Genomic DNA, 24,014 nt, shown 5'->3' with positions numbered 1-24,014 from the left:
ACGGTGCTCCCGCGTGAACGACGTTCGGTTTTGGGTTTTTGAGGAAAGCGGCTAGGGCGAGGTCGGAGGGTTGCTGACCTCTGGCGGAAACTGCGGCTCAACCGGGGTCATGTCGCCCCACAATTCGGACGGGAAATCGCGAAGCTGCTGCTTGACCATCTGCTCCGGGGTCTTGCTGCTCCACGACCAGTAATCGTCGCTGATCAACTGCGGACGTTTGAGATTGCAGCGCGTGGTGTAGCCGCCACCACGGGTGTAGTTGTGCTCGGCTTCCGAGATCGCGTAGCGGCCATCGACGCCGGGCCGCGCCCCCGAGATCACGACATTGCCGTTGGGTTGGGCCGCCGGCTCACCGTTGATGATGACCCATCCGGTGCCGCGGCTCTCCTGGCTGTCGGCGGCCATCCCTTCATTGTACTGCTGACCGGCCTGCTCATTGGGTGCAGCGCCGTGCATCATCGCAACAGCGGTGGCGCTGCCGAACGGCACAGATCCGCCGATGCTTTTCGTGACCGACTTCCACATCCCGTTCCAGATGTCGAAGAAGCGCTGCTTGGCGCCGGCCCATTGCGGGCGGCCGGAGAATGGCTTGATGCGCCACGAGATCAAGTTGACGCCCCAGACCGCCTCCACGGTGGGGGCAAGATCGCCGTTCGGCAGTTGCTCGCGCGGGCCGATCAGCGCGCTGTTGCCGATGATCTTGAAGCTGAGCCCCAGTTCAGTGGCGATCCTCTGGCCGAGCGACATCGGGCTCTCATTGTCCTGAATCCAGAACTTGCGCTTGATGTCGTCGACCCCGTGGGCATACAGCGTCAGCCCGTTTTTCTGCATGACGTTGCCGAGGAAGTCCTTGAGGCTGACGTCCTGGCCGTCGCCGTCAGGCGAATCCCCCTGCCCGACCGTCATCAGGGATGGCGCCTTGGCGTCCCCCTTCTCGTTGTAGGAGGTACACTCCACCCACAGCCTGCGGCCGCCGCCGGCGCGCGCAAAGCCGCTCTCGACCGACTTGACGATGCCGCCGAACACCATCTGATAGCCCGAGGCCTGATATGGCAATTCTTTGATCGGCGAGCCATCGACATACTGGTCGGGAATGATGAGCTTGTACATGTGCTCGACATGCTGGTTGAGCGGCAAGGACGGGCCGCTGCCGGCCCAGCCCATGTAGATTTTCACCGGCTCGTCGTCGCGCGGGATGGGCAACTCCGCGTTGCGGTCGTCGAGTTCGATGTTCGCGGTGTCCGGACCCCAATCCTTGAGCAACACTTGCACCGAGATCAGGTACGGCGCCATCGCATCCGTGATGTCCTTGCCGGCGATCACGATCTTGACGTTGGCTCGGCGGCGATAGGTCGGCGCGACCGCCGGCTGCCACTGCTGCGGCATGAGTCGTCCCTTAAGATCGATGCTTTCAGATGATCGGCGTCACGTTGCGAATCTGCTGCGGCTGCGGACGCCCGCGCAGAATGTCGCTGTCGATCGGGATGCGCACCTGCGTGCCGACCGGCAGGAAGGGCGATTGCTTGTGCAGCCTCGCCAAATGCGGGTTGGCGTCGAGCAGCTTTTCAACGATCCCGTAGGCTGGCGTCTTGTAGCGCCGCCACACCAGAAGGTCGGCGGTGACGAAATCTCCCGTCACCGTCACCAGTTCGTAGGATGTCACCGCCATTTAGTTCGTCGCAAAGAAGGTGGTGTCGCGATAGAACGTATCGGCCGACGGCACCGGCACCCGTTGAAAACGCGCCTCGAACTCGATCTGCCGACCGATGCCGTAGCGATCGAGCGACGAATGGCCGCGCGACAGATGCTCGATCACGTACCAGCCGAGATTGAGGCCGTCGCCGCGCATCAGGATGTTGGACTTGCCGTAGCGGCGCATCTCGTCGAGCACGTCGAGATGGCCCATGCCCGAACCCTGGTTCAGGCCGGTGGTGGCAAAGAAGTGCGGAAACACCCGGCCGCGCATCTCGATTTCCTCGTCGCCCTCGCCGACCCACTCGCGGAAGATCGGAGCGCCTGCAATCTCCTTGCGCGACCAGTCAGTCGCGGTCGAGTGCATGACCTCGGAGAGGTTGAACGGCCAGACCTGCCACTGGATCAGGCCGAACTGATACAGCGTCGTGTTCATGCGGCACCGATGTCGTTGTAGGAATTATACGCGGCCTCCCGGACCTCGCGATTGACCTCGCGGCGCATCGAGGCGCGGCGGAACTGGTTGTCCTGGCCGCGGTCCAGCTGGGCGCGAATGGTGATCGGCTTCTCGAGTTCGGCGCGCTGATCCTTGATCTTCTGCAAATCGGCATTCAGTTCAGCCGGGGGTTCAGTCGGCATCTCCGGACGCTGGGTCAGCGCCGGCTGGTTCAAGCCGTCGCTGGCAGGCGCCCTCGCATTCTGCTCTTCGGCGAAGCGCGCGGAGTCCTGATAGGTGAACTGCCGGCCGCGGCGCGATCCTTTCCAGAAATTGTAGATTTCGCGCCGGCTCATGCCGGGGAAGAACACGCGGCCCGGACCGTTCGCATTTGGATCGCCGAACGTCCCCTGATCGGTGCGGCCCTGGATGATGTTGCTGCCGCCGAGAACCCTTGCGATCTCTCGGTCATAGCGCTGGCGCATCGCCGGCGTGATGGCGGTGCGCTGCGCCTTACCGGTATTGATCGGGCCGTAGAAGCCGCTGCGCAGTTCGTCGCTGATGCTGTAGCCCGGCACCTTCTTCCTGATCATGGCCACGCGGTTGAACAGCGCCTCGACGGTCGCGGAGCCGCCGCCCTCGGTGGCCATCATCTGGTACATCAAGTGCTTGGTGGCGGGATCGCGCTCGACGTCGGCCCACAGCGGCGCGCGCTGCTCGGCCAGGCTGGCATTCCCGCCGACGTCACCGCCAATCCCGAGATCGCTGCTGCCAGCCGCGCTGTTGCCACCGGCGCCGCGACGCCGTAATGCGCGCGGCACCTGCCCGCCAACGCTTTCGCCGCCGCGCGCGCCGCCCGGGATGCCGCCATCCGGCGGGTTATAGCCGCCGCCCGGCCGCGAACCCGGACCACCACCGCCGCCGTAACCGCCTGGCAGACTGGCGCCACCGCCGCCTCTACCCTCATTCTCCTGCTCCTGCTTGCGCATCATGTCGCGAATCTGGGTCAGGACCGCGAGCGAGCGTTCGGTGTTGAGTTCGACGTCGCTCAGGGTGCGCATGGTGGAGACGGCATCCAGCGGCGTGATCTGTCCCGAGGTGGATGGGGTGAACAGTTCAATACCGTGCTCGCCGACCTGATAGGTCTGGCCGCGGTTGACCGGGCCGCCGGTCGCGCGTTGCGGCGGGACCGAGGTCGGCGGCGTAAAGCCGGGCGGCACCGGAGGACCTTGCCAGTTCGGATTGCCCATGATGCCACGAGGGCCGTTGATCAGGCCCTGTGCAACCGACTGCGGCGTCGGGAAGTGCATGCCGCCAACGATTTCCTTGACCGCGCCCCACAGCGAGGTCTCGCCGCGATTGATCCGGTCGATAAGGTCCCGCGCCTTGCCAAGGCTGTCGCTCATGTTCTTCAGCTCGGCCGACACATCCCGCAGAAAGCTCAAGCCTCCCCCGCTGGCAGCGAGAGAGGCGAATGTCGTTTTCAGTTCATCGAACGAGGTCGTCAGCCGGTCCAGCGCCAGCTGGGCATCGTTGGCCGAGCCCACAAAGCGATTGGAGAAGTCGTTCATTCCGTCGCGGACCCTGGCCTGCAGCTCCCTGTACCGGCCCGAGGAGTCCAACATCATCTTCCAGAACTTCTGCTGCTGCGGATCGGAGAACAGCTTGCCCCATTCCGTGCCGCGCTTGCGCGCCTCAGCAATGCGCGAGATGTAGAAATCGAAGAAGTTGCCGCCGGCCGCGATGTTGCGGTTCATCATGCCGGACCATTGTTCTTCGTCCAGACCAAGCGCCCCGGCGACGCCGCCGCCGCGATGAATCTCCTGCATGGACCGCACCAGCGTCCGCGCCGCCTGCGCGGTGTCGCCAAAGCCCTTCTCCCGCAACAGGCCGATCGTGGACAGGATCTTGCTCAAGCCCTCCGTCCCGGTAACGCCAAGGTCGGCCATCTGGTGACCGAGTTCGGGCGCCGAGCGGCCAAGCTGATCGAGATCGAGCCGCAATTCCTTGGCGGCGCGGCCGATGATGTTCAGCGCCTGCTCGCCCTGATCCGGCGCAATCTTAAGCCCCTGCATGAACTCGCCGAGGCTCTTGCCCAGCGCATCGCCGGCCACGCCGAACTGCCGGGCCATTGAGGTGACGGCCGGGGCCAGCGCCCGCGCCTGCTCCTCGCTCATATAGCCGGCGTCGCGGATCGCTTCGAAGGTCTTACCAACCTGCTCTTGCGGCACACCGAACTGCTGCGAGGCGTCGCGCATCGTTGCCCTCAGTCTGGCCACATCGGTAGCCACGGCGCCGGTCCGCGCCTGCAGGACGCGCAGCTGCTCCTCGTTCTTGGCGAACTCCATCACGCCCTGATAGGCCGAGTGCGCAGCGAACCCGAGCGCGGTGTAGCGCGAGGCCATGCCGCGCAGCGACGTCGAGCCGCGATCCACCGTGCGGTTCAGGGCCTCCTGCTCGCGCGCCTGTCTACGCGTTGTTGCCGCGCGGCGCTCCATCTCGGCAATCGTCGGAAAATCGAGCCCGTATTTGCCCTGAGCCGCAGCTCCGGTCCGGAGCACCTTGTTCAGGTCGGCCGCGTTCTTCGCCGCCGACTTGAAGGCGGGGGCGGTGCGGTCCTCGCCCTGCAGGACGATCTTATATTCGTCGTTCGCCATCAGTTGACCTCAAAGCCGAGACCACTGCCTTGACTGTCCGATTGCTTTGGCGGGAACGGCTGCTGCAATTCAGGCGGCACCGGATGCGCCTTCATGTCCGCCTCGATCTCCTCCTTGGTCGGCATCCGGTACGGATCGTAGGGCTCGTCAAACGGCAACTCGGGCTCGAGTTCTGGATCGGGTGCCGTCGACTCTTCCGGATCGTGCTGAAGCGGCACCACCTTCTGCGGGATCTGGCCGGCGGCGATCTGGTCGCGGATGTCCGGCGGCAGCATCTCGAAGAACTGGTTCATCACCCGGTCGACATCTGGGTAGCGGATTTGTCTGACGACCTCAGCCGGCTGCTCGACAATGTCGAACAGCAAATCCATCGCGCTGGCGTAATCGCCATCCTGCCATTTCAGGGTATGATCCCACGCCATCGGGCGCAGATAGATCGACCTGATCCAGTTGCCCTCATGCTTGAAGGGCAGCAGCAGGAAAATCCTGCGCCCGCCCGTCCGGTCGATCACGCTCATTAACCGGCTTCGGCCTGACCCGTCAGATCAGTGGTGATGCCCATCATCGCGTTCTCCTGGGCAAACACGTTGTAGCCGTCGACGATCAGCACGTTCTCGAAGAAATCCCAGTAGTACAGCTGGGTGACAGAACTCTGCGAGCCGTCCGCCGATGCGTTCTCCTCCATCCACAACTCATAGTGGGTGATGCCCTTGATGGAGAACTCGTGCTCCATCAGGTCGCCGCGGCGGAACGCGGTCGGGTTCACGGCGCCGAGCCGCCCCCACAGAATTCCCGTCGCCTTCATCGGCTTGCCGGTGCGCTGCTCGCGAATCACGCCATGAGCGGTATAGCGCTGGGCCTGACGCGAGGCGTTGCCGCGAGCCAATAGCCCCATCACGCGCGGCTGCCAGCCGGCCAGCGTGAAGGTCGCTTCCAGGCGGTTGATGTGGGTGAACACCTCGATCGCCGCGATCGCGCCGCCGGCGACGTGCTCGACATAGTTCTCCTCCAGGTTCGGCAATTTGAGTTGCCGCAAGGTGAGAAAGGTCGCGGTGCCCGGCTGGTTCTGACCGGCGTCGTTGTCACCGCAGACCAGATTGACGCTCTCCATCGTGTAGACATACATGGGCTGTTCTCCTTGGAAAGATGTGAGGCGCTACGGCGGCGAATTAGCCCTGCAGCTGCATCTGGGCGGCAAGCTCGGCGATCATCGCGTCCACCGCCTCACGGTAGCGCGCGGACTCGATCGTCAATTTGCGCAAGGGCGCCGCCTCCTCCGCCTTGAAGCCGACGGTGAGATGGCCCATGCGAATCTCGTCGGACGAGTTCTTGGCGGCGGAGAAGTTGACCGTGTAGCCGAGAATGTGGCCATCGGCAGCGAGGTCACGCAGCAGCATCTTCATGCCGTTCATGACCGCCTGCACGGTCTGGATCGTGATGTTGAAGCGGCCGAGGTAGTACCGCATCGAACGCAGCAGCGAGAGGTGGATGTAATCGCGGCCGCGAACCATGTTGTAGAACCGCCACAACTCGTCCTCGCCGGCATTGTCGGTGCCGATGAAGATGAAACCGCCCGAGGCGATCGCAAACTCGTTGCCGAGTTCACCACGCACCATGACGCCGATGTTGTTCTTGAGCAGCTGTTGCGCCTCATTGGCGTCGTCGGTGAGCGCATAGGTAATGTCGCGGGCCGGTCCGACGACACCCTGGATCGGCTGGTTGGCCCAGGAGTGGAACGGTGCGCCCTTTTCCTGATCGCGCCGCACCCCAACCCCGATGATGCGCGGCGCCAAGGGGCGGTACACCACATCCGAAGTCACAGGATCGAGCACCTTGCAACCGCCCGAGATCGGGATCAGACGCTTTGAAGAGATGGTCTCGCGCCAGTTCTCGTCGTCAGCCTGCGAGCTGCCCTTGGACTCGACCACCGCGTGGCCAAGCAGCTGATCAAGCACCGAATTGAGCGCCGCGCACACCGGATTGGCGCCCTGTGCGACCGTCGCGGTAAAGGTTGCAGCCTCATAAGCGGTCCAGGTCAGTTCGAACGTCGCTCCATGGCCGGAGCCGGTGCTGGAGACGTCCCCCACCGGGTTTGCCGGCGCCGCCGCGTCCGCAGCGATCAGGCCGGGGCTCGCGAGGACCGCCGCGGTGATGGCACCGGCATTATCAACGGTCGTCACCGCCACCGACACGCCACCCGGCAGCGTGACAATGTCGTTGACCGCATAGCCCGAGCCGGCACCCTCAACCTCTACCGCGGTGACGCGCTTGCCGGCCGAGGGCGCAACCACATCGGGCGGCGTCGAATACCACGCGCCCGGCTGGCTCAGGATCACCTCCCCGAGCGTGCCATCAGCCTGCCCGGTCGCAGTTGCAACCGCCTGCACGGCATTGACCCCGCCACCCGAGAAGGTGAGCGGATAGACCTGGCCCTCAACATAGCCCTCGCCACCGCTCTCGAGTTCGAGCGTATTGACCGAGTTGGCCAACTGGCCGGTGTAGCCCGGCGCGCAGATCAGCCTCGGCGTCAGCCCCAGCATGCCGACCGACTTCAGGAAGGCATGAATGCCGGTATTGTCCAGCGAGGAGCCGACGATGTTGTTGATGGTCTTCTGCAGCTTGATGGCAGGATCGACATCGACGCCGTCCGCGGTGCGCACCACCACCACGCGGGCGGCGAACTGCATCTCGCCAAGCTGGTCATTGATGCCGGTGATGCCGTCTGCAAGATAGCCCTTGGTGCCGAGCTTCTTGGTCTTGGTGGTGTCGTTGCTGTAGACCAGCACCGGGGTGTCGAGGGGGTACACCGAGGCATCCGCGTCCGCGGCCGGCCCGATAATGCCGATCGTGGACAGGTCGGCGCCGATGATCGGCCTGCTTTCTTCGTCAACCGGCCGGATGACGACGCCAAAGACTGGATCTCCCATCGTGATGGTCTCCTTGTGTGGAAAGTATGTGGGTGTTGGATCAGAACTCGCTCGCCGGCGCCGTCACTTCCAACGACTGGCGGGTCGTCGAGCGAAGGCGCAGCGTTACCAGCGACGGCGGGTTGCCGGTCGTGGCGGTCCCGAACACGCGGATTTCCCGGACATAGTCCCCGGCGTCAGCGTCCTGCTCGATGGTCGTGATCACGATGTCGCCGACATCGGAGACTTCGAGCGTTTGCGTGAGCGTTGCAATGCTGCCCATGTCAGGCCTCGAAGCCACGCGATCAGGCGACGGACGGCGCCGTGGACCCCAAAGGGGGATCGTAGATCAGCACGTCCTCGGGCTTTACCGTAATCGCGTTGATGTTCTGCTGGTTGACCTGGATGTTCGCCGTGCCGAGCGGCGCATTGGAGAAGTCGGCACCCACCACCGTGCCGAGCGGGATCGTCTCCCAGTACCAGTACGGCTTGCCGTCGCTCAAGATGTTGCGAATGAGATAGGGAGCAGTGCCCGGCATGGTGGTGATCACCCGCACACGATCCTCGCCAAGCGCATTCAAAAAACACACGAGTCTTCCCATAGTCGGCTCCGTCATTGGTCGATCCTCATGATCTGGACAGACAGGATGGCCGGATCGATCGGGTTGCCGCCCGGTCCGTCTTTGGTTTCGATGGTGAAGTATTCGGGCGCCTGATCGCTCAATCGCGCGGCCGGCGCATCGCCGGTGATGACGGCGTAATAGGCCGCATCGGGCTGCGGCTGGACGAAGAACACCATGTAGCTGCCGACGTCGAGGTAGACGGCGGCGGCGATGTTGAACAGGCCGTCGATCGATGGGATGTCAAAATCCGCGACATGGATGTTGAAAGCCGCCGCCACGATCGTCGGCCTGCGATTGGTGAATGGCGCCGGCTCCTGCGGCGGCGGTGGTGACAACGTGTTGGCCACCGGGTCGTAAATCTGCCCGCCATAGACCGCCAGCACGTCTTCCGTCGCGGTGTCGTCGGTGATCTCGATGACGGTCGCCCCTTGGGGAAACAGCAGCGACACATCGCGGACCACGGCGACGAGCCTGTTGTCGTAGACCGTCGCCTTGACGGACGTCGGCGCGAAGTTTGTGGCCGGCGGGTGCGTGTAGGCGTACCAGTCCATCCCGTCATCGGCTCTCTTGCAGAACATTGTGCTCGCCGGAGCGCCCGACGGAAACTCGTCAGGGACGTAGCGTTCCCATGAGCCGTGATTGATGATTGTCGTCATGCGTATCCAATCGTCCACCAGCCGCCGGCCAGATTCTGAAGCTGCATGTAACGGAAGCGTGCTTGCGTCGCGACGCCGCTGACCCAACCGAAGCCGGTCATCACCGCGCCGCCGTAAGGCTCGCTCATGCCGTTGGCGTTGACGGAAGTGTCGGCGGCATAGGCCAGGCGTCCATTGATGACGAGGCCGGCATCAGAGCCGGTGCCCAACAACCGCCCGGCGGCCGAGTAGACGTGAGCACCGGGGAGACTGTAGTTGGCGCCGTCAAAATGTAGATAGCGCGCCCCGGAGTTGCCCAGATACAAGATGCCGGTGCCCGGTGAGCCGGCACGGCGCGAAGCGAGATCGCCGTTGACCGTGAGGCTGCCGGACATGGTGTCGCCGGCCTTGTTCACCGGCGTATAACCGAGCGCTGCCTGATAGTTGCCGGCCACTTGCGCACCAAGATTGGCGCGCGCCGCCGCCTTGTCGACCAGATCGCTCAGGTTGAGCGACTGGCGCATGAAGCCGAGGCCGTTGATGTAGTTGTTGATCGCGTCCTGCGCGCTGGCCATGGCATTGGCCACCACGGCATCGGTCTGGGTGGTGGTGTAGGCGCCCACCTGTTCGGCCGTGGTATGGTGCGGGTTGTCGGTGCGGCCGGCGTGCGCAAGGTCGGGCGCTGCCGAGATGTTGACCTTCCATCCGGTGTAGGAGGCGCCAGCGTTTTCCGGGATTTGCACAACATCGACCGACAACTCGCCGGAGTCGCGCTGGTAATCTGTGACATGAGCCAGCATGCTGATCGCGTCGTTCTCGATCGCGCGCAAGGCCACATAGTCGGAATAGATGAAGCCGACCCGACGATCTTCATCGATCACGAGCGTCTTGACGCCCAGCGACACGTCGAGAGTGGACTGCGAAGTCGCCCCAAAGGCGGCCCCGAACTGCTCCAGCCGCTGCTGCGCCTCGACGATCAGTGGCGTGAAGGTCTCGTTCAGCCGCTGCAATGCCAGGCTGACAACGCCGTCAAGCGTGGCATTGACCTTCTCTTCCATCTGCTCGAGCGCCGCGAACCTCGCGTCGATCGCCGCCACCAGCTTGGTCAAGTTGCCGATGATCGGGGTGTCCCGACCAAAGGCAAACTGCTCACTGAGCGCCTTCTGCGCCATAGTCCTTGACCTCGGTGGTCGTGCCGAACGCGCCTTTGTTCTTCGGGTCCTGCATCAATAGATTGATGACACCACCGCGCATCACGGTGACCGACATCTCGGGACGGAAGATGGTCCCGCCGAAGTCGACCGCTCGCAAAAGCTCGACCCTGTAGTATTTGTCGTCGACAAAATCTGCCATTGCTGTGCTCCTGATGAGCGATTGCTGATTATGAACCGGAATAGACGAACGCCACGTCGAGCCGCTCGGCGACGTGATAGGTCGTCAGGACGTTGTCGGTGGTGCCCTCCATCCGGAAGCGATAGGACGTGAGGTTTCCCATCCCGTAGTACGTTAGATGGAAGATCACGGCGTTGGGATCGTCCGGCGCCACCTCCGCGGTGGCCACGTCGGCCGGCCGCATGGTCGCGTAGTTGTTGCCATGCAGCAGAAAGCACCGGAAGTGATGGTGGTTGTTGCTGGAGAAGTTCGAGGCTGCGACATAGTCGGCCGCATCGCGCCAGGACTCCAGCCGCACGTCGAGCGTGATCTTGTTGATCGTGGACATCGGACCACGCACCGCCGAGATGTGACGGAAGTCCGAGCGCGGGCGCCAGGTGGTGACGCGCGAGTTGGAGGAGACGCCGAGTGCGGGCTGGGTCGAGTCCGAACCCTGGAAGCAGGCCCGGAATGGCAGCAGCGGCGGCAAGCCAGCAAACAGCGAGGCAGCCTGCCCCTCGCCGGTGAGCGCGGTCCATACTCCATCCTTCTGCACCTCATACCAGAGGCTGGTGCCGTCTGGCACGATGGTGTCGGCATTGATGTCGATCGCCGCGATGCCGTTCTGCAGCTGCACCGGGTTGAGCTGCACCTTGGTGAGGTTGGAGCGGAACTTGCAGAAGTAGGCCTCGAAAGCGAGGTCTTCGGTCAGGTCGCCCTGAAACCAGTGGCCGTCGGTCGAATAGAAGAACGTGCCGGCGATGTAGTTGGTGTTCTTCAGCCGCCACACATAATGGTTGCCGGCGGTCATGACGATAATGCCGTAGCGGCCCTTGCCGAGAAAGGTCGGCTGGAACCGGAACGTGGTCCCGACCGGATTGGCGCCGGTGGCGGTCCTCAAGCTGCCGGCCGGCAAGGTGGAGCGCGCAATGATCTTGCTCGGGTCCGGGCTCTCGTTGGTCAACTGGCAGATCAGCACCGTGACGTCGCCGGTGGCCGCCACGCGCGAGAAGAACAGGTTGATCTGGCACAGCCAGCCATCCTGCGAATTGGGGAAGGTCTCGGCGATCACCGCGCCGTTGACGGAATAGTTGGTGACCACGCGGTCCCAATACGGCTCCATCACCGTGTCCTGCCAGACCTGTTGCAGGCGAACGACGTTATGGGCAAAGCCGCCCCACGCGGTCCCGATGACGTCCAGCGTCACCGCGCCCTCGACCTGGAACACCTCGCCACCACGGTTGAAGGTCCAGTTGGCGTAGTCAAAGGTGCCGGTCTGCCAAAACTGGCTGTTGGAGCAGACCGTGAACGGGGTGCCGTAGCGCGTCACCTGCCGCGCCATCATCTTCTGCACCATGTCGACGGTCTGGTAGTTGTATTGCGCGATCGCGCATTCGTCGTCGAAGCCGACGTTGGAAATGCGGATCGCCGGGTCCCAGGCCGGCAGGATCACGTTGTTGGTGTTGGTCACCAACGAATCGAGCGGATTCAGCAGGCCAAGCTGCGCGTCGAAGCCAGCCGCCGCCGGGAAGCGCACGCCTTCCTCGATCGAAGCCAGCCAGTCCGGATGCGCAGTGTCGGAATAGTCCGTGGTCAGGAAATGGTCGGCCGCCCATGCGGTATAGGTCGACGGCAGCCTGATCTTGTCCTTGATGCGGGCAACGTCGGCGGTCACCGCGCGAACGAATTCCCAGGGCGCCAGCCCGAATAGCTTGGCAGCCACTGCCAAGAGATCCGAGCGAAGGGTGTCGACCAGCGTGCCGATGACCTTGCGCCAGATGTCATACTCGTTGAGCCGGTTGTCGGCCTGGCGCAAGGTCGGCGTCAGGTTCTCATCGGCCCGAATGATGGACTCGATGCCGGTGGTCGACAGCGTCACATAGGCCACCGTCACCACGTCAGCCGAGACCGCCGGCGGCTGTGGGTCTGGCCCTTCGACGCCGCTCACTGGCCCGATGTTGGCCCAGCGCCAGTGCTCGGTTGCAGTCGCGCGAGCGACCGTGGCGCGGGTCTCGGCATCGGTCAGGAAGGTGCGCGGCTCCAGTTTGGAGTCGATCTCCTGGCCCCACACCGTGATGGCGACGATGCGGCGGGTGACCGCAGGCAGACGCGACAAGAGGTCGATCGTGGTCCCGCCTTCGGTGTCATTGAAGTACACCGCGCCATTGTTGAACAGATGGCCAGAGCCGACCGTAACCTCGGCCGGACCCGACTGGACAACGTTGAAGCCTTCAAAGGCGCGATCGGGGATCAGGAGCTTGCCGACGATCGTGTCGAAGCTGTCACGCGGAAAGGTGCCGAACTTCAGAAAGTCATCGCGGACGACCTTCTGCCACGTGTCGATAAGGACTCGTTTCTCCACAGCGTTCTCCTACAGTATATCCGCAACCCAATCGGTGGCCGCGGTCGTGTCGGCGAGATAGTCACCCATGGCGACCGGTCGTTTGACGGCAAACGTCACCAGCGCGGTGTCGCGCAAGGCCTTGCCGGCGTTGATGGCGCGCAGCGCTCGATCGATATGCGTGGGGTCCTCGTCGATGGCGAAGCCCTCACCAGCCTCGGTCTCCTCGATGAACTGCGCCGGCAACGGTTCGCTGGTGAAGAGATCGACCATGAGTTCGGCGGTATAGGACGGCATCCCGACGCGGGTGGCGTCGGAGAAGCTGATGCCCATGGTCATCGGCGCCGCAACAGCAGGATCGAGCAGATAGATGCGCTGCGCGAGCAACTTGTCGCCGCCATCCGGCTGGTCGGCATAGCGATCGTCGGAATAATCCTCGGTGAACACCATCCCGTTGCCACTGCCGACATCAGAGTTGATCTCGTAGCTCGGCGTGATCGGCTCCTGGCTCGGCGTCACGATGGTCAGCGTCACCTCTGAAGCATCGACGCTGTAGCTGCGATCGAGGCGCAGCGTGTACAGATCTGGCGTGACCTCTTCGAAACAGACGTAACGATCGTCATCGGAATAATCTTCCTCGACGATCAGGCCGAGCGAGGACTTGCCTGCGGTCGACAGCCGCTCGTAATCGACCGCCTCTGCATCCTTGAAGCCGGGCCGGTAATCGACGAACGCGAGCGGGGTGTCTACTCCCAGATGCCGCAGCACCGCATAGCGGCCGCGGAGCGCAAAGCCATCGTCGATCGAACAGGCGTCCTGGTCAGCAAATCCCCAATCGAGGAAGAATTCGTCCAGCCCCCGCGTGCCCTCGCGCTGCGCGTAAGTCAGCCGCAGTTCCGGCATCTGCTTGATCCAGGCGTTCCACTGCGCCGGCGTCAGGTCCGGCGAGGCATAGAATCCCTGCGGCGGCGTCACGTGCTGGTCGAGCACATAGTTCGAAGCATCGAGCGCCATGCGGATGCCGCTGACGGTGCCGCGCAGGCTCTTGAACAGCCACTGGTTGGCGACCCATTCCCGCTTCTGCCCCTCGCTCCAACAGTCATCTTCCCACAGCGTCACGCCCATGGCGTAAGCAAGGAAGGGCAGGTTCTTGGTCTGAACGAGGTACGGGTCCCAGTTCTCGATGATCAGTTCGGCGTTGACGGCGAGCAATCGCTCGGCATCGGCATCCGCCATGGCGCGCTCAAAGCCGGTGGCCGCCCGATAGAGCAGCTGCGCCCCAAAGCCATCACTCACGCCGGCCCCGATATTCGACGTCGACTGAGGTCACCCGCACTAGTCCGGTCGGATCGACCCTGACGTCCTCGGTTGGGGACTCGATCACCGCGCTATGCACGCCGGTGAGCGCAATCGCCTTGTTGATCTGCATCAAGGTATGGTCCTCGCCGAGCCAGCGCAGATTTTCAGCCAGCGCGTTCAGGCTGTTCTTGACCGCAGCGACGATGGTCGGTGCATCCGGCCCCGGATACAGATACAGCCCAATGCGATAGGCGATGTCGCGCATGATCGGCCCACGGATCGAGATCACGTCGGTGGTCCCTGCCCGTTTCTCGTCGATGATGTAGCTGCGGATTTGCAAAAGCTGCGCCGTGGACGGCACCGGATTGTCGCCCTCCAGCATGCAGGTGACGACGACGACCGGATCTTCGGCGAGCGATGGCCTGATCTTGACCACGGTCGCATCGCGCAAGGCGCCGTTCAGTGCGCTCAAGGCCCAGAACTCGTAGCTCTCGGCAACGCCATGGGGCGAGAGCGGATTCGGGGACGCCCAGATGCGATGCCGGTAGCGGTCGTCGTCCTCGCCTGTGAGCCGCGGCACCCCGCCGGGATAGCGCGAGGCGACGGCATCGAGGTCGGTGCCGGTGGCGAACGCCAGCGTGGTGGCGCGCGCCGCCTGATTGACGCGGTCGCGCAGCATCAACTCGAAATAGGTCGAGTTCTCCTGATTGATCTTGATCGGATCGAATTCGAGGTCGCCGACATCGTACTGCGCCGCAGCCGGCGGGTCGTTCTCGGCCCACACCTGCTTGAAGCGGGCCATGCGCGAGGCGATGATGGCCTCGGTGTCGATGGTCTCGAGCACGGACATCGTGCCGAGCTGCGACAGGTCAATGACCGAATAGCGCGCCGTCATTTAGGCTTGCTCCCACCCGCCGCTGGCCGAGCGGACCAGCCCGAAAGGCTGACGGGTCTCCGGGGTCGGATCACCTAAGTGACCGCGCGGCTTGTAGATACCTTCGTTCCGGGTCTGGAGTTGGCCGGTCCGAAGCTCGTCGGACGAGGTCAATTCCGAGCCGTCGGCGCGCTTTGAGACCCTGATGCGGGTGATCGAATAGTTCGGCTCCCACAAGTCGATCGAGGCGGCGATCGCCCAATAGAAACGGGTGATGGTCCGCTCCACCGCGTTCTCGCCGAGTAGATGCGGGACGAATGAGCCGACCCAGCGCCGCAGTACCCGCTCGTGAAAGCGGGTCATGAAGATCATCGCCATGCTCTGCCGGACGTGCTTCCAGCCGACGATCATCCTGCCGGTCGAGCGATCGATGCCGACGCGCACCGGCGCCAGGACGCGCGTCTCCTGCCGCAGTTCCGGCCACGCCTCATAGCGCGGATCGTACAGTTCGCCGACCTTGGCCAAGGCTCAAGCCTTCGCACCGTGGAATTGCTTGATCAGGCTGCTTGCGGCGGCCGACAGTTGCGCCTTCGGCGTCACGCCGATGGTGCCCTGGTCGATCAGGTAAGCAGCCTGCCCGGCGGATAAGCGCACCACGCGCGCCCCATCCCGCTCGATGATGTCGACGCCCGCGATCCGCTTCAAGCTGTCATCGTAGACATGATACTCGTTGACCGGTTTCCTTTGCACCATGGTCGTGCTCCTCACTAGCTAGGGCGTGTACTCATAAATCTAGAGCGGGGGTGATGTCCGCTTAGCCCCCAACAGCGGCGCGAGAGCAGACATCCGGGACTGCCGCTTTGGGCCATGTGCCGACATCAGCTTGGATGGCTACCCCCGTCAAAACGCGTTTGGCACCCTCTTTAATCCGTCGTACAGTGTGCTGAGTTGGATTGCGGGCCATGGTGCATGAGCGGCCAGTTCGGGTCGAGCGCAGGCTGACGGCGATATTGGCCGCCGATGTGGCTGGCTATTCGCGGCTCATGCACTATGACGAAGAGGCTACGCATGCAAAGCTGACAGCGCTCCTTGAAGACACTGTCACGCCTGCGATTGCCGAACACGGCGGCCGCATCGTCAAGAACACCGGGGACGGGTTCTTGGCGGAGTTTTCGAGTGCGGTCGAGGCGGTTCGCGCTGCGATACTATTTCAGACCCGTATTCATAAACTTACAATCGGAGACGCTGAAGACACGCGTCTTCGTCTCCGAGTCGGCATCAATATTGGCGACGTGATTGTCGGACCGCATGACATTTTTGGCGACGGCGTGAATATTGCGGCAAGGCTTGAGAGCATCGCGGAACCAGGCGCTATCTTTATATCGTCGTCAGCCTACGATCAGGTTGTGGGAAAAATCACGGTCGAGTTCGTCGACTTGGGCGAGCAGCACCTTAAGAATATTGCGCGGCCAGTCCGTGTTTTTAAAGTTATGGATCGCGTTGCGGCAGCAAGACAAAGACCGATGCTAACCCGCCCGGATAAACCATCAATTGCCGTGGTGCCGTTCCAGAACCTCAGCGCAGATCCCGAGCAGGAGTACTTCGCTGACGGCATCGTGGAGGATATCACGATGGCGCTGCCGCGCTTTCGCTGGCTGTTTGTGATCTCACGTAGTTCAAGCTTTACCTACAAGGGCCGCCCCGTTGACGCGAAGCAAGTCGGCCGCGAGCTAGGAGTCCAGTACGTACTGGAAGGTAGCGTCCGGAAGGCCGACAACCGAATTCGAATCGCCGGTCAATTGATCGATGCCGGATCTGGAGTACATCTATGGGCTGACCGTTTTGATGGCGCGCTGGAAAATATGTTTGATCTCCAGGACCAAGTGACTGCCAGTGTCGTAAATGCAATAGCACCGAACCTTCAGCGCGCCGAGATTAAAAGGGTCAGGCGGAAGCCGCCCGAAAACCTAAATGCATACGATTATTACATGCGTGGTCTGGCGAGGGTCCATCGGTGGACCAGAGAGGCCGATAACGAAGCGCTTCAACTGTTTTACAAAGCGACAGAGCTTGATCCTGGTTTGGCTTCTGCGTATGGCATGGCCGCGTGGTGCTATGTCCGGCGCAAGGCAAATGGCTGGATGCTCGATCCTGAAAATGAGTGTTCAGAAGCTGCGCGGCTGGCAAGGAAAGCGGCCCGTCTAGACAGAAGTGACGCCACAGCGCTGTGCATGGGCGGATATGCTCTTGCCTATATGGCCCATGAATTCGACGATGCCGCTGATGTGATGGACCGGGCCCTCGCAGTCAATCGTAACCAAGCACAAGCATGGAACCTCAGCGCTTGGTTGAGAATCTGGAGAGGCGAGCCAGATGTCGCGTTGGAGCACGCTGCTTATGCTATGCGCCAGAGCCCGATTGATCCGGCGATGTTCGGTATGCAGGGTGCGATGGCATATGCTCATTTTCTTGCTGGCGATTATGGTGCCGCTTTGTTGTGGGCAGAAAAATCAGTGCGCGAGCATCCAAACTTTCTGTTATCCATGTGCAACTTCGCCGCCAGTAGTGCGCTGGCTGGTCGGGCTGAACAAGCAAGGAGGACAATTGCCAAAGTCCTCGAATGTGATCCCGATTTGCGCCTCTCAAACCTCAGAAATCTAACTCCGTTTCGCCGACCTGAGGATCTCGCCAAGCTAGCCGATGGCCTTGGCAAAGCAGGAATTCCGGAGTGACTTTTGGATTGCCGGGATACGTGCCTTCATGCAAGCGCCCCGACTGCGGACATTCGCTGAGAAGCCGAAAAGTCGCCTATGGGTCAAAATGCGAAAAACTCAGCGCGAGCAAATCTGGTCCGCTAATGCCCCGCTAAGCGGACCTCTATTACAGGTGCCACCACTTCGCTGATGGGCCAATAAGCGACATTGCGCACCGTAACGACAGTAGCAAACCTCATTCAAATCGATATGCTGAACGTGCCACAAGCGCACGCAGAGCGAGCCACTTTATCTTCGCGGGAGCACGCCATGACGCATATGCAACACTCCCTGACAAAGGCCCTGGCATTCTTCAGTGCAATCGGATGTGTTCTTTTGACCGTCGCGCTCTCGACACCTATCGATCCTGCGATCAAGAACTTTTCGATAGGGGGATTTTCGCAAATTACCTCTTGGTACCAGGAACGGATTGATGCGGTCGACCCTTCGGGCGAGGACCTGTCGGGCGCAGTCATCGCCATAGCTAAAGAGGGCAAGCTTGCTTATCTTCAACCCATTGGCTTCCAAGATCGCGCCAAGACCATTCCCATGACGACCGACTCGATCTTCTGGATCGCGTCGATGACCAAGCCGATCACCAGTGTTGCAGCCATGATGCTGGTAGACGACGGCAAGCTCGATCTCGATGCTCCGGTCGCGAAATACCTGCCCGAGCTGAAGACCATGCAAGTCGCGACCGCGAAGCCTAACCCGGCGTCAGGGAAGATCGACATTGCGCTAGAACCGCCGAAGCGACCAATGACCGTGCGCGACCTGCTTCGTCATACTTCCGGCTTGGTCTATCCGCCGCAATTTGTAGATGAGCCGATCAACAGGCTCTACGCTAAGGCCGCTTTCGAGCCGGACAATTCCCTCGCCGAGTTTGTGACAAGTCTTTCGAGCTTGCCGCTGGCACACCAACCGGGTGAGGTCTGGGAATACAGCTGGGGCGTAGATGTTCTGGCGAGGGTTGTCGAAGTTGCTTCCGGCCAGCAGTTTGATCAATTCCTGCAGAGCCGCATTTTCAAGCCCCTCGGGATGGTTGACACCGGCTTCTATGTACCGAGCGAAAAGCTCGGCCGCGTGGTCGAGGCACCAACGACGCGTCCTCCTCAATTTGACATCACAAGGCCGCGCAAGCTCGTTTCAGGTGGCGGCGGACTTGCCTCGACGGCTCTTGACTACTTGCGCTTCTGCCAAATGTTGCTCAATGGCGGTGAGCTCGACGGAGTTAGGATACTCGCGCCTGAGACAGTGAAGCTGATGACCGCCGACGCGCTACCATACGATGTTAGCTTTGTGGGCCGCAGTGTCGGCCCAGACCATGGGACAACGTTTGGCCTCGGCTTTGCCATTCGCACCAGTCGAACATCGAGCCTTAGTAGTCCCGGCGGGTCAGTCGGCAGTTTTGGCTGGAGTGGAGTTTGGGGGACGGAGTTCTGGGTTGATCCGGCGCAGAAGGTGATCGCTGTACAGATGATCCAGGTCGCACCAGAAAAGGTCAGCGATTACTTCACGGCGATGCGCAATCTGACGTACGGAGCGCTGAATATCTCGCAACATTGAGTTCTTCGCATCTTGTCGAATACCGAAGGCGACCGCTGCCGCGCGGCGACGTGCAGTAGCGGATTGCCGAGGTCCGCAACGGGGTCAAAAGCGGTAAGGTTCAGACCGAGCAAATGTGTTCCGGTTTGTGCCTCAAAGCAGACGCAAGGGGTTCATGAGTACACGCCCTAGTAACGATACAGGCGCCGCAGATGCAGCGTGACGACTTCCACCGGCTCCGGCGGATCACCCTCGAACGTCGCCATGAGCAACAACCCGAGCGGCCTCAAGACCATGTTGATGCGGGCTGCGAAGCGTAAGTAGAGCTGGGTTTTCATGCTCATCAGCTATTCCCCGAATTTGATGTAGACGTTCTTCGACACGGGACCTTGATCCTGGTAGCCGCCGGTATCCTTGGTGCCCTTGCCCGAGATCGGCCTGTCGGCTTCCGGGTCGCCGAGCAGGGTCTTGCCGTCGGTGACGATCTCGTCGGACGTCAGGGTGATCTTGTTGCCGAGCATGGTGATGGTCGAATTGCCGACCTTGAAGGTGATCTGGTCGGAGGCCTCGAACAGGATGTGGCCTTCCTGCGGCTTGTCCTCGGAGAGCTGGCCGCCCTTCTTCTTGACCCGGACGTGGTACATGCCCTTCGGCTTGGACTGATACTTCTGCTGCGCAGCCTGGGAGCCCTGCTCCTCGGAATCATCGTCCTTCTGGATTTCGCCGGTGCGCACCAGCACCAAGGCATCCTTGTCCGGATCGAACTGCTTTTTCTTTTTCTGCTGCGAAGTCGAGGCCGATCCGCTTTGCTGCTCATCGTCGTCGGTCGATTCCGGCGCGATCCAGAACTCCTGCGCATCCGGCTTGGTCTTGGAGCGGATGGTGTCCTGCTGATAGGTCTCCTCGTTCTGCCCCGACTTGTTGGCGTGGTCCGGATGCTCGAAATTCTTGTTCGGGGCAAACGGCGCGACGATCGCCTGGCTCATGTCGCCGTTGGGGCAGAACAGCGTCAGGTTCTGGCCCTTCTTGTAGAAGCGCCGTTCACGCGCGCCGCCGCGGTGGTTGATGGTGTCGAGCCATGGCCCGAGCACATCCTGCCCGTTCTTGTCCTGGCCCAGCACCATACGCATCTTATCGCCCTTGACCTCATACACGGTGGCCGGGCGGATCATGTTGCCGACGATGCGACGCAGCGAGGCAATTTCGGCCATCATCTTGTCGATGGCATCATTGGCGGCCATGTCACAACACCCGCAAGCTGAACTTGATCTCGTTTCGGAGCCGTTCCCTCAGCCGCTCCAAGGTCACGCTGGCGAGCTCACCGCTCTGGCCCTTCCGAAATGCCACCGGCAATTCCCGCCGTGAGCGATAGGGCTGCACCACGCAGCGGCAGTGCGGATGGGCCGGAAGCAAGGTCCGTGCTTCCTCGATCTTGTAGGGACCGCCCTCCTCCAAGGCCTCGCAGATCTTGCAGACCTCCTCGTCGCCCATCGTGACGATGTTGACCAATTCCTCGGCGTGAAAGTAATCGTCGGGACGGCGGTTGAACCGTCTGGCGCCCGGCATCGGTCGCGTGGCCGGCGCCTCGATCAGCGCGGCCGATGCGTCGATTGAGTAATACAGGTTGCCGGGAGAGGCTCTGGTGACCACGATGTCCCGGCGCAGCACCCGATCGTCCATGCCGGTCTGTGCCGCGACCACCTCGACCACGTCATCCAGAAGCTGATCGCCGAGCTTGTTCAAGGCCCTGGCAGCTATGCCCTTGATGTTTTGCGGCGCCTTCTCGGTGTTCTGCATGAACTTGACGAGGTCGGCGCTGTCGATCCTGACGTTGATGGCCATTTAACCATCGTCCGGCTCAAGCGGCGGAAAGAAGGTCAGGTCGGCATCGAACGCCGGCTCTGCCAAAGTCAGGGGATGCCCCGCCTCGTCGCCATCCGGCATCGGCGCAACACCGGTGCCGCGAATGCCGGCCTCGGTGAGGCCCAGCCAAGCCTGCTGCTGCCGCCAGTCGGGCGAAGCGGTCTCGTTCAGGACCCGCTCGACCAGATCGGCCGCCTCCTTCATGCCGAGCGCGGCAAACTCGTCGCGGCGTGCGAAGGCGATGAACTGGCGGATCGGATGATCGTCGTCCAGCACCACGCCCGGCGCGGGAGCAGCAATGGTGTCACAGATCAACGTCAACTGCCGCGCCGCCCAGCGGGTGCCACGGTCATGCGAGCCGCCGCGCACCGAGGGAGTGCGAATGATCTTGTTGACCAGCTGCCGGAACACCTCGCCGAACGGCGAAGTGGGATCGGAGACGACCGCAGCGACAATCTGGCTTTCCAGAATGTCGACCAAGGCCTCCATCGCCTGATCGGTCTGCGGAATGTTGAGGACGGTACCCTTGTTCTTGACCGTTGCGGCGCTAGCGATGCCGAACTCGAACACCACCGACATACGGTGATCGCCGCAATAGATGTCGCGGCCGAAGATGCCTTCCGTGGTGTCGTTGTCGGTGAAGACCGTGATGTACGGCTTGCGCTCGTTCTGAATCGCATCGAGCAGCGGGGTGTTGTCGGAATCGTACACCCGTTTTTCGGCGAAGGTGCGGTCCATCAAGGCGGCAACTGCACACATCCGCGACACCATGCGGATCAGGCTCACGGGTTGTCTTTCACCGTGAGCAGGTGCAGCACCGGGCGGCCATAATGCGCAGGCTCGATGAAGGAGATCTCGAACAGGCCACCGGTCTTCTTGAGCAGCACCCGATCGCCCTCCCGAATGCCCGCCATATAGCTCGGTTGCACCTCCAAGAGCAGATCGGATTCAAGGCGCTTGGCGATGAAGCCGGAGTCCGACCGCAGCATGGCGCCCTTGGAGACCACAACGCCCCTGGCCGGCACGATCACGCGTGAAGAGTCGGCGATCGGCTGCGACAGATAGCTGCCGGTGATCATGGGCCGAAGCTCGATGTCCTCGCCGTAGAAGCCGTCGATCGCGTTCTCCAGCACCAGCGCATAATCATCGAAGCCCGGCATCACGCCCTCATGATGAAGACCGGATTGCGCCGCAGCATTATCAGGTACTGCTGACCGTAGATGGTCTGCGAAAGACCGCTGCCGCTGGTCGTCTCTTGGGAAGAAGTGTCGAACTGCACCGTGCGATCGGCCACCGTGATGGACGTCACCGCGCCGGTCTGGACGCCGCCCTGCTTGGCCTGGGTGTCGGCAGCACGCGCCATCATCACCAGATGGGCTGCCATATACAGCACGCCGATCGGACGATCGGCCTCGCGCCAAGAGGTGTCGTCATCGACCACGCGATGGGCATCGTCGATGTACATCCTGACCTCGTCGTCATCGGCCATATCGGCGGTGATCGCCTTGAAGCGCAGGTGGAATTGCGCCAGTTCCTCGTCGGTCGCCATGCTCGGCCCTCTCAAAAGAAACCTGCCCAGTTCAAGACCGGGCAGCTTTCGTCACTTGCGGGCCTTTTCGGCCGCCTTTTCCTTGACCGGCTCTTCCTTGGTCGGCTCCGGCTCTTCGGTTTCGGCCTCGTCGCTATCGTCGTCGCTCTCGCCGGCGAGCGGCGGCGGCGTGCCGGCGCGGTCGACCACCGCCGACAACTCCATCAGCTTCTTCAATTGATCGCCCTTCTCCTTGGAGCGCTCGACTGCACCGTCCGGGATCTGGCGATCGCCCAGCGCGTTGGCGAGGGATTCGGCGGCACGCGAGGCCTGCTCGGCATCACGGATACGCTCATGCAGAGCCTGCGGATCGAGGGGCTTGGCTTTCCTAGCCATCAGACTTCTCCTGTTTGTTGAACCCGAAAGGGCGCCCGGCTTAGCCGGGCAGCCCTCAGCCGTTGGTGATCACCGCGACGACGCGCACCAGTTTGGGGTCGTAGACCCGCGACCAGTTGGCGCCATTGGCCAGTTCATCGTTGGTGGCGCTTTCGCCGGCGATGCTGGCCGAGGTGAACTTGACCCCGCGGGGGTGCATCACCCAGTGCCTGCGATACCAGACGGTCTGCACGCCTTCGCCGTTGCCGGCGGCGGGTGCCGAGTCGAACTCGATCGGAATGGCCGGACCACCGCCACCGGTCGCCTCCGCATAGGCCAGCGCACCGAGCGCAAACAAATACGTGGAGTACTTGTAGCCGTTGGTGGTGCCGGGAACGCGCGGGCAGGCGTCGTTGACGATGATGCGCTTGTCGTCCCAGAACTCGAAGTCGAGCCCGGTGACCGGGTCCTTCTTGAAGTAGATCGCCCGCTGCGCACGCAGATTCCAATAGACGCGGGAGTGCATCATCGCCGCGACCAGGCTTTGGCCCTGATCGCCCAGCAGTGCGTGGGCGTTCGAGGAGACGTCGGCATCGAGCAGCACGCCGCTTCCTGCAGCATCTTCCGAGGCGACTGGGAGGACGTGATCGGCCATCGAGGGCGATGCGAACACGCCGTTCAGCTGGTAGCCGAGGATGATCTGCTCCTCACGTACCCAGTATTCCGCGATCAGCTGCGCCACCACGTCGAGCGGATCTTCCGCCAGAAGTGCGGACACCAGATTGGCCGCCGAGACACCGTAGTTGCGGCGGATCTTGCGGGCGATGTCCTGGCCCTGGTTCAGCTTGTTCGGGGTCGCGTTCTGCGCCGGATCGTCACTGGAGACGTTGGACGGTCCGGTGAGGTCGTTCCAGAACGGCAGCTGCACGATGTCGCCGGGACCATTGGCAAAGGTCTGAATTTGCGGGTCGGACGACGCAATGCCCGAGGTGCGGATCGTGGTCAGGGTCTGGATGCGCTGGATCACGGTGGGCAGAAACAACGGCCCATAGATGACATCGGTAAGGCGAGTAACCGCCATCGGATTGTCCTTTCATTCTTGAGGGAAAAAATCGG

27 protein-coding genes are annotated in these 24,014 nt (G+C 62.3%); 2 read left to right on the top strand and 25 right to left on the bottom strand.

What is annotated here, in order from left to right; genetic code table 11:
* Window positions 1–51: 51 nt before the first annotated feature.
* The 17 genes from ACZIRK_RS14490 to ACZIRK_RS14410 are packed head-to-tail and all read right to left on the bottom strand — an operon-like array spanning window position 52 to window position 15,587.
* Window positions 52–1,386: a phage late control D family protein gene (locus ACZIRK_RS14490; protein ID WP_463327555.1), complete on the bottom strand. Its 1,335-nt coding sequence runs from the start codon at window positions 1,384–1,386 to the stop codon at window positions 52–54.
* 25 nt (window positions 1,387–1,411) lie between these two features.
* Window positions 1,412–1,669 carry a tail protein X gene (locus tag ACZIRK_RS14485; RefSeq protein WP_130231237.1) on the bottom strand — a complete coding sequence of 86 codons (258 nt, stop codon included), beginning with the start codon at window positions 1,667–1,669 and terminating at the stop codon, window positions 1,412–1,414.
* On the bottom strand, window positions 1,670–2,128 hold the full coding sequence (locus ACZIRK_RS14480) for a phage tail protein (RefSeq protein ID WP_463327554.1): 459 nt from the start codon (window positions 2,126–2,128) through the stop codon (window positions 1,670–1,672).
* Window positions 2,125–4,785, bottom strand: coding sequence for a phage tail tape measure protein (locus ACZIRK_RS14475; protein ID WP_463327553.1), 2,661 nt, complete (start codon window positions 4,783–4,785; stop codon window positions 2,125–2,127). The genes ACZIRK_RS14480 and ACZIRK_RS14475 overlap by 4 nt, the downstream gene beginning before the upstream one ends.
* Complete coding sequence (locus tag ACZIRK_RS14470; protein WP_463327552.1) at window positions 4,785–5,303, bottom strand: hypothetical protein; 519 nt, start codon at window positions 5,301–5,303, stop codon at window positions 4,785–4,787. The genes ACZIRK_RS14475 and ACZIRK_RS14470 overlap by 1 nt, the downstream gene beginning before the upstream one ends.
* Window positions 5,303–5,911, bottom strand: a complete 609-nt coding sequence (locus ACZIRK_RS14465) for a phage major tail tube protein (protein ID WP_463327551.1) — start codon at window positions 5,909–5,911, stop codon at window positions 5,303–5,305. The genes ACZIRK_RS14470 and ACZIRK_RS14465 overlap by 1 nt, the downstream gene beginning before the upstream one ends.
* A gap of 43 nt (window positions 5,912–5,954) precedes the next feature.
* Window positions 5,955–7,712, bottom strand: a complete 1,758-nt coding sequence (locus ACZIRK_RS14460) for a phage tail sheath C-terminal domain-containing protein (RefSeq protein ID WP_463327550.1) — start codon at window positions 7,710–7,712, stop codon at window positions 5,955–5,957.
* Between the two features lie 40 nt (window positions 7,713–7,752).
* Window positions 7,753–7,974 carry a hypothetical protein gene (locus ACZIRK_RS14455; RefSeq protein WP_463327549.1) on the bottom strand — a complete coding sequence of 74 codons (222 nt, stop codon included), beginning with the start codon at window positions 7,972–7,974 and terminating at the stop codon, window positions 7,753–7,755.
* Between the two features lie 22 nt (window positions 7,975–7,996).
* Window positions 7,997–8,293, bottom strand: a complete 297-nt coding sequence (locus tag ACZIRK_RS14450; protein ID WP_463327548.1) for a hypothetical protein — start codon at window positions 8,291–8,293, stop codon at window positions 7,997–7,999.
* 11 nt (window positions 8,294–8,304) lie between these two features.
* On the bottom strand, window positions 8,305–8,970 hold the full coding sequence (locus ACZIRK_RS14445; RefSeq protein ID WP_463327547.1) for a hypothetical protein: 666 nt from the start codon (window positions 8,968–8,970) through the stop codon (window positions 8,305–8,307).
* Window positions 8,967–10,121, bottom strand: coding sequence for a hypothetical protein (locus tag ACZIRK_RS14440; RefSeq protein ID WP_463327546.1), 1,155 nt, complete (start codon window positions 10,119–10,121; stop codon window positions 8,967–8,969). Before ACZIRK_RS14440 ends, ACZIRK_RS14445 begins: the two co-directional genes overlap by 4 nt.
* Complete coding sequence (locus ACZIRK_RS14435; protein WP_463327545.1) at window positions 10,099–10,302, bottom strand: hypothetical protein; 204 nt, start codon at window positions 10,300–10,302, stop codon at window positions 10,099–10,101. Before ACZIRK_RS14435 ends, ACZIRK_RS14440 begins: the two co-directional genes overlap by 23 nt.
* 28 nt (window positions 10,303–10,330) lie before the next feature.
* Window positions 10,331–12,682, bottom strand: a complete 2,352-nt coding sequence (locus ACZIRK_RS14430; protein ID WP_463327544.1) for a hypothetical protein — start codon at window positions 12,680–12,682, stop codon at window positions 10,331–10,333.
* 9 nt (window positions 12,683–12,691) lie between these two features.
* Window positions 12,692–13,957 (bottom strand): phage tail protein I, encoded by a 1,266-nt coding sequence (locus tag ACZIRK_RS14425; RefSeq protein ID WP_463327543.1) that lies wholly within the window; start codon window positions 13,955–13,957, stop codon window positions 12,692–12,694.
* A complete protein-coding gene (locus ACZIRK_RS14420; RefSeq protein ID WP_463327542.1) occupies window positions 13,950–14,855 on the bottom strand; it encodes a baseplate J/gp47 family protein in 906 nt (301 codons plus the stop codon). The genes ACZIRK_RS14425 and ACZIRK_RS14420 overlap by 8 nt, the downstream gene beginning before the upstream one ends.
* A complete protein-coding gene (locus ACZIRK_RS14415; RefSeq protein WP_463327541.1) occupies window positions 14,856–15,359 on the bottom strand; it encodes a GPW/gp25 family protein in 504 nt (167 codons plus the stop codon).
* 3 nt (window positions 15,360–15,362) lie between these two features.
* On the bottom strand, window positions 15,363–15,587 hold the full coding sequence (locus ACZIRK_RS14410) for a hypothetical protein (RefSeq protein ID WP_463327540.1): 225 nt from the start codon (window positions 15,585–15,587) through the stop codon (window positions 15,363–15,365).
* Window positions 15,588–15,796: 209 nt separating this feature from the next.
* On the opposite strand from ACZIRK_RS14410, the gene ACZIRK_RS14405 reads away from it, so the two are divergent.
* Window positions 15,797–17,566 (top strand): adenylate/guanylate cyclase domain-containing protein, encoded by a 1,770-nt coding sequence (locus ACZIRK_RS14405; RefSeq protein WP_463327539.1) that lies wholly within the window; start codon window positions 15,797–15,799, stop codon window positions 17,564–17,566.
* Window positions 17,567–17,857: 291 nt separating this feature from the next.
* The gene (locus ACZIRK_RS14400) at window positions 17,858–19,153 is read left to right on the top strand and encodes a serine hydrolase domain-containing protein (protein WP_463327538.1); all 1,296 of its coding nucleotides are present in this window, start codon (window positions 17,858–17,860) and stop codon (window positions 19,151–19,153) included.
* A 167-nt stretch (window positions 19,154–19,320) separates the two neighbouring features.
* On the opposite strand, the gene ACZIRK_RS14395 is transcribed toward ACZIRK_RS14400, so the two are convergent.
* Genes ACZIRK_RS14395 through ACZIRK_RS14360 form a run of 8 tightly spaced genes read right to left on the bottom strand, consistent with a single transcriptional unit; the run spans window position 19,321 to window position 23,979 of the window.
* The gene (locus tag ACZIRK_RS14395; RefSeq protein WP_463327537.1) at window positions 19,321–19,476 is read right to left on the bottom strand and encodes a hypothetical protein; all 156 of its coding nucleotides are present in this window, start codon (window positions 19,474–19,476) and stop codon (window positions 19,321–19,323) included.
* Window positions 19,477–19,479: 3 nt separating this feature from the next.
* Window positions 19,480–20,373 carry a hypothetical protein gene (locus tag ACZIRK_RS14390; RefSeq protein ID WP_463327536.1) on the bottom strand — a complete coding sequence of 298 codons (894 nt, stop codon included), beginning with the start codon at window positions 20,371–20,373 and terminating at the stop codon, window positions 19,480–19,482.
* Window position 20,374: 1 nt separating this feature from the next.
* Window positions 20,375–20,974, bottom strand: coding sequence for a hypothetical protein (locus ACZIRK_RS14385; RefSeq protein ID WP_463327535.1), 600 nt, complete (start codon window positions 20,972–20,974; stop codon window positions 20,375–20,377).
* Entirely contained in the window at window positions 20,975–21,781 is an 807-nt protein-coding gene (locus tag ACZIRK_RS14380; protein WP_130228275.1) for a hypothetical protein, read from the bottom strand.
* Complete coding sequence (locus ACZIRK_RS14375; RefSeq protein ID WP_463327534.1) at window positions 21,778–22,155, bottom strand: hypothetical protein; 378 nt, start codon at window positions 22,153–22,155, stop codon at window positions 21,778–21,780. The genes ACZIRK_RS14380 and ACZIRK_RS14375 overlap by 4 nt, the downstream gene beginning before the upstream one ends.
* Window positions 22,155–22,544 (bottom strand): DUF4054 domain-containing protein, encoded by a 390-nt coding sequence (locus ACZIRK_RS14370; RefSeq protein WP_463327533.1) that lies wholly within the window; start codon window positions 22,542–22,544, stop codon window positions 22,155–22,157. The genes ACZIRK_RS14375 and ACZIRK_RS14370 overlap by 1 nt, the downstream gene beginning before the upstream one ends.
* A 51-nt stretch (window positions 22,545–22,595) precedes the next feature.
* The gene (locus tag ACZIRK_RS14365) at window positions 22,596–22,919 is read right to left on the bottom strand and encodes a hypothetical protein (protein ID WP_463327532.1); all 324 of its coding nucleotides are present in this window, start codon (window positions 22,917–22,919) and stop codon (window positions 22,596–22,598) included.
* 55 nt (window positions 22,920–22,974) lie between these two features.
* On the bottom strand, window positions 22,975–23,979 hold the full coding sequence (locus ACZIRK_RS14360; protein WP_463327531.1) for a hypothetical protein: 1,005 nt from the start codon (window positions 23,977–23,979) through the stop codon (window positions 22,975–22,977).
* Between the last annotated feature and the right edge of the window lie 35 nt (window positions 23,980–24,014).

It is taken from the genome of Bradyrhizobium sp. Leo114 (assembly GCF_055229415.2).
Note: the sequence above shows the minus strand (reverse complement) of the source record. Positions and strands in the feature narration are given on the sequence as shown.

Excerpts from the sequence above, each read along its gene's own strand:
- ACZIRK_RS14490 (WP_463327555.1), bottom strand. The coding sequence starts at position 1,386 with ATGCCGCAGCAGTGGCAGCCGGCGGTCGCGCCGACCTATCGCCGCCGA.
- ACZIRK_RS14485 (WP_130231237.1), bottom strand. The coding sequence starts at position 1,669 with ATGGCGGTGACATCCTACGAACTGGTGACGGTGACGGGAGATTTCGTC.
- ACZIRK_RS14480 (WP_463327554.1), bottom strand. The coding sequence starts at position 2,128 with ATGAACACGACGCTGTATCAGTTCGGCCTGATCCAGTGGCAGGTCTGG.
- ACZIRK_RS14475 (WP_463327553.1), bottom strand. The coding sequence starts at position 4,785 with ATGGCGAACGACGAATATAAGATCGTCCTGCAGGGCGAGGACCGCACC.
- ACZIRK_RS14470 (WP_463327552.1), bottom strand. The coding sequence starts at position 5,303 with ATGAGCGTGATCGACCGGACGGGCGGGCGCAGGATTTTCCTGCTGCTG.
- ACZIRK_RS14465 (WP_463327551.1), bottom strand. The coding sequence starts at position 5,911 with ATGTATGTCTACACGATGGAGAGCGTCAATCTGGTCTGCGGTGACAAC.
- ACZIRK_RS14460 (WP_463327550.1), bottom strand. The coding sequence starts at position 7,712 with ATGGGAGATCCAGTCTTTGGCGTCGTCATCCGGCCGGTTGACGAAGAA.
- ACZIRK_RS14455 (WP_463327549.1), bottom strand. The coding sequence starts at position 7,974 with ATGGGCAGCATTGCAACGCTCACGCAAACGCTCGAAGTCTCCGATGTC.
- ACZIRK_RS14450 (WP_463327548.1), bottom strand. The coding sequence starts at position 8,293 with ATGGGAAGACTCGTGTGTTTTTTGAATGCGCTTGGCGAGGATCGTGTG.
- ACZIRK_RS14445 (WP_463327547.1), bottom strand. The coding sequence starts at position 8,970 with ATGACGACAATCATCAATCACGGCTCATGGGAACGCTACGTCCCTGAC.
- ACZIRK_RS14440 (WP_463327546.1), bottom strand. The coding sequence starts at position 10,121 with ATGGCGCAGAAGGCGCTCAGTGAGCAGTTTGCCTTTGGTCGGGACACC.
- ACZIRK_RS14435 (WP_463327545.1), bottom strand. The coding sequence starts at position 10,302 with ATGGCAGATTTTGTCGACGACAAATACTACAGGGTCGAGCTTTTGCGA.
- ACZIRK_RS14420 (WP_463327542.1), bottom strand. The coding sequence starts at position 14,855 with ATGACGGCGCGCTATTCGGTCATTGACCTGTCGCAGCTCGGCACGATG.
- ACZIRK_RS14410 (WP_463327540.1), bottom strand. The coding sequence starts at position 15,587 with ATGGTGCAAAGGAAACCGGTCAACGAGTATCATGTCTACGATGACAGC.
- ACZIRK_RS14405 (WP_463327539.1), top strand. The coding sequence starts at position 15,797 with ATGGTGCATGAGCGGCCAGTTCGGGTCGAGCGCAGGCTGACGGCGATA.
- ACZIRK_RS14400 (WP_463327538.1), top strand. The coding sequence starts at position 17,858 with ATGACGCATATGCAACACTCCCTGACAAAGGCCCTGGCATTCTTCAGT.
- ACZIRK_RS14395 (WP_463327537.1), bottom strand. The coding sequence starts at position 19,476 with ATGAGCATGAAAACCCAGCTCTACTTACGCTTCGCAGCCCGCATCAAC.
- ACZIRK_RS14390 (WP_463327536.1), bottom strand. The coding sequence starts at position 20,373 with ATGGCCGCCAATGATGCCATCGACAAGATGATGGCCGAAATTGCCTCG.
- ACZIRK_RS14385 (WP_463327535.1), bottom strand. The coding sequence starts at position 20,974 with ATGGCCATCAACGTCAGGATCGACAGCGCCGACCTCGTCAAGTTCATG.
- ACZIRK_RS14375 (WP_463327534.1), bottom strand. The coding sequence starts at position 22,155 with ATGCCGGGCTTCGATGATTATGCGCTGGTGCTGGAGAACGCGATCGAC.
- ACZIRK_RS14370 (WP_463327533.1), bottom strand. The coding sequence starts at position 22,544 with ATGGCGACCGACGAGGAACTGGCGCAATTCCACCTGCGCTTCAAGGCG.
- ACZIRK_RS14365 (WP_463327532.1), bottom strand. The coding sequence starts at position 22,919 with ATGGCTAGGAAAGCCAAGCCCCTCGATCCGCAGGCTCTGCATGAGCGT.
- ACZIRK_RS14360 (WP_463327531.1), bottom strand. The coding sequence starts at position 23,979 with ATGGCGGTTACTCGCCTTACCGATGTCATCTATGGGCCGTTGTTTCTG.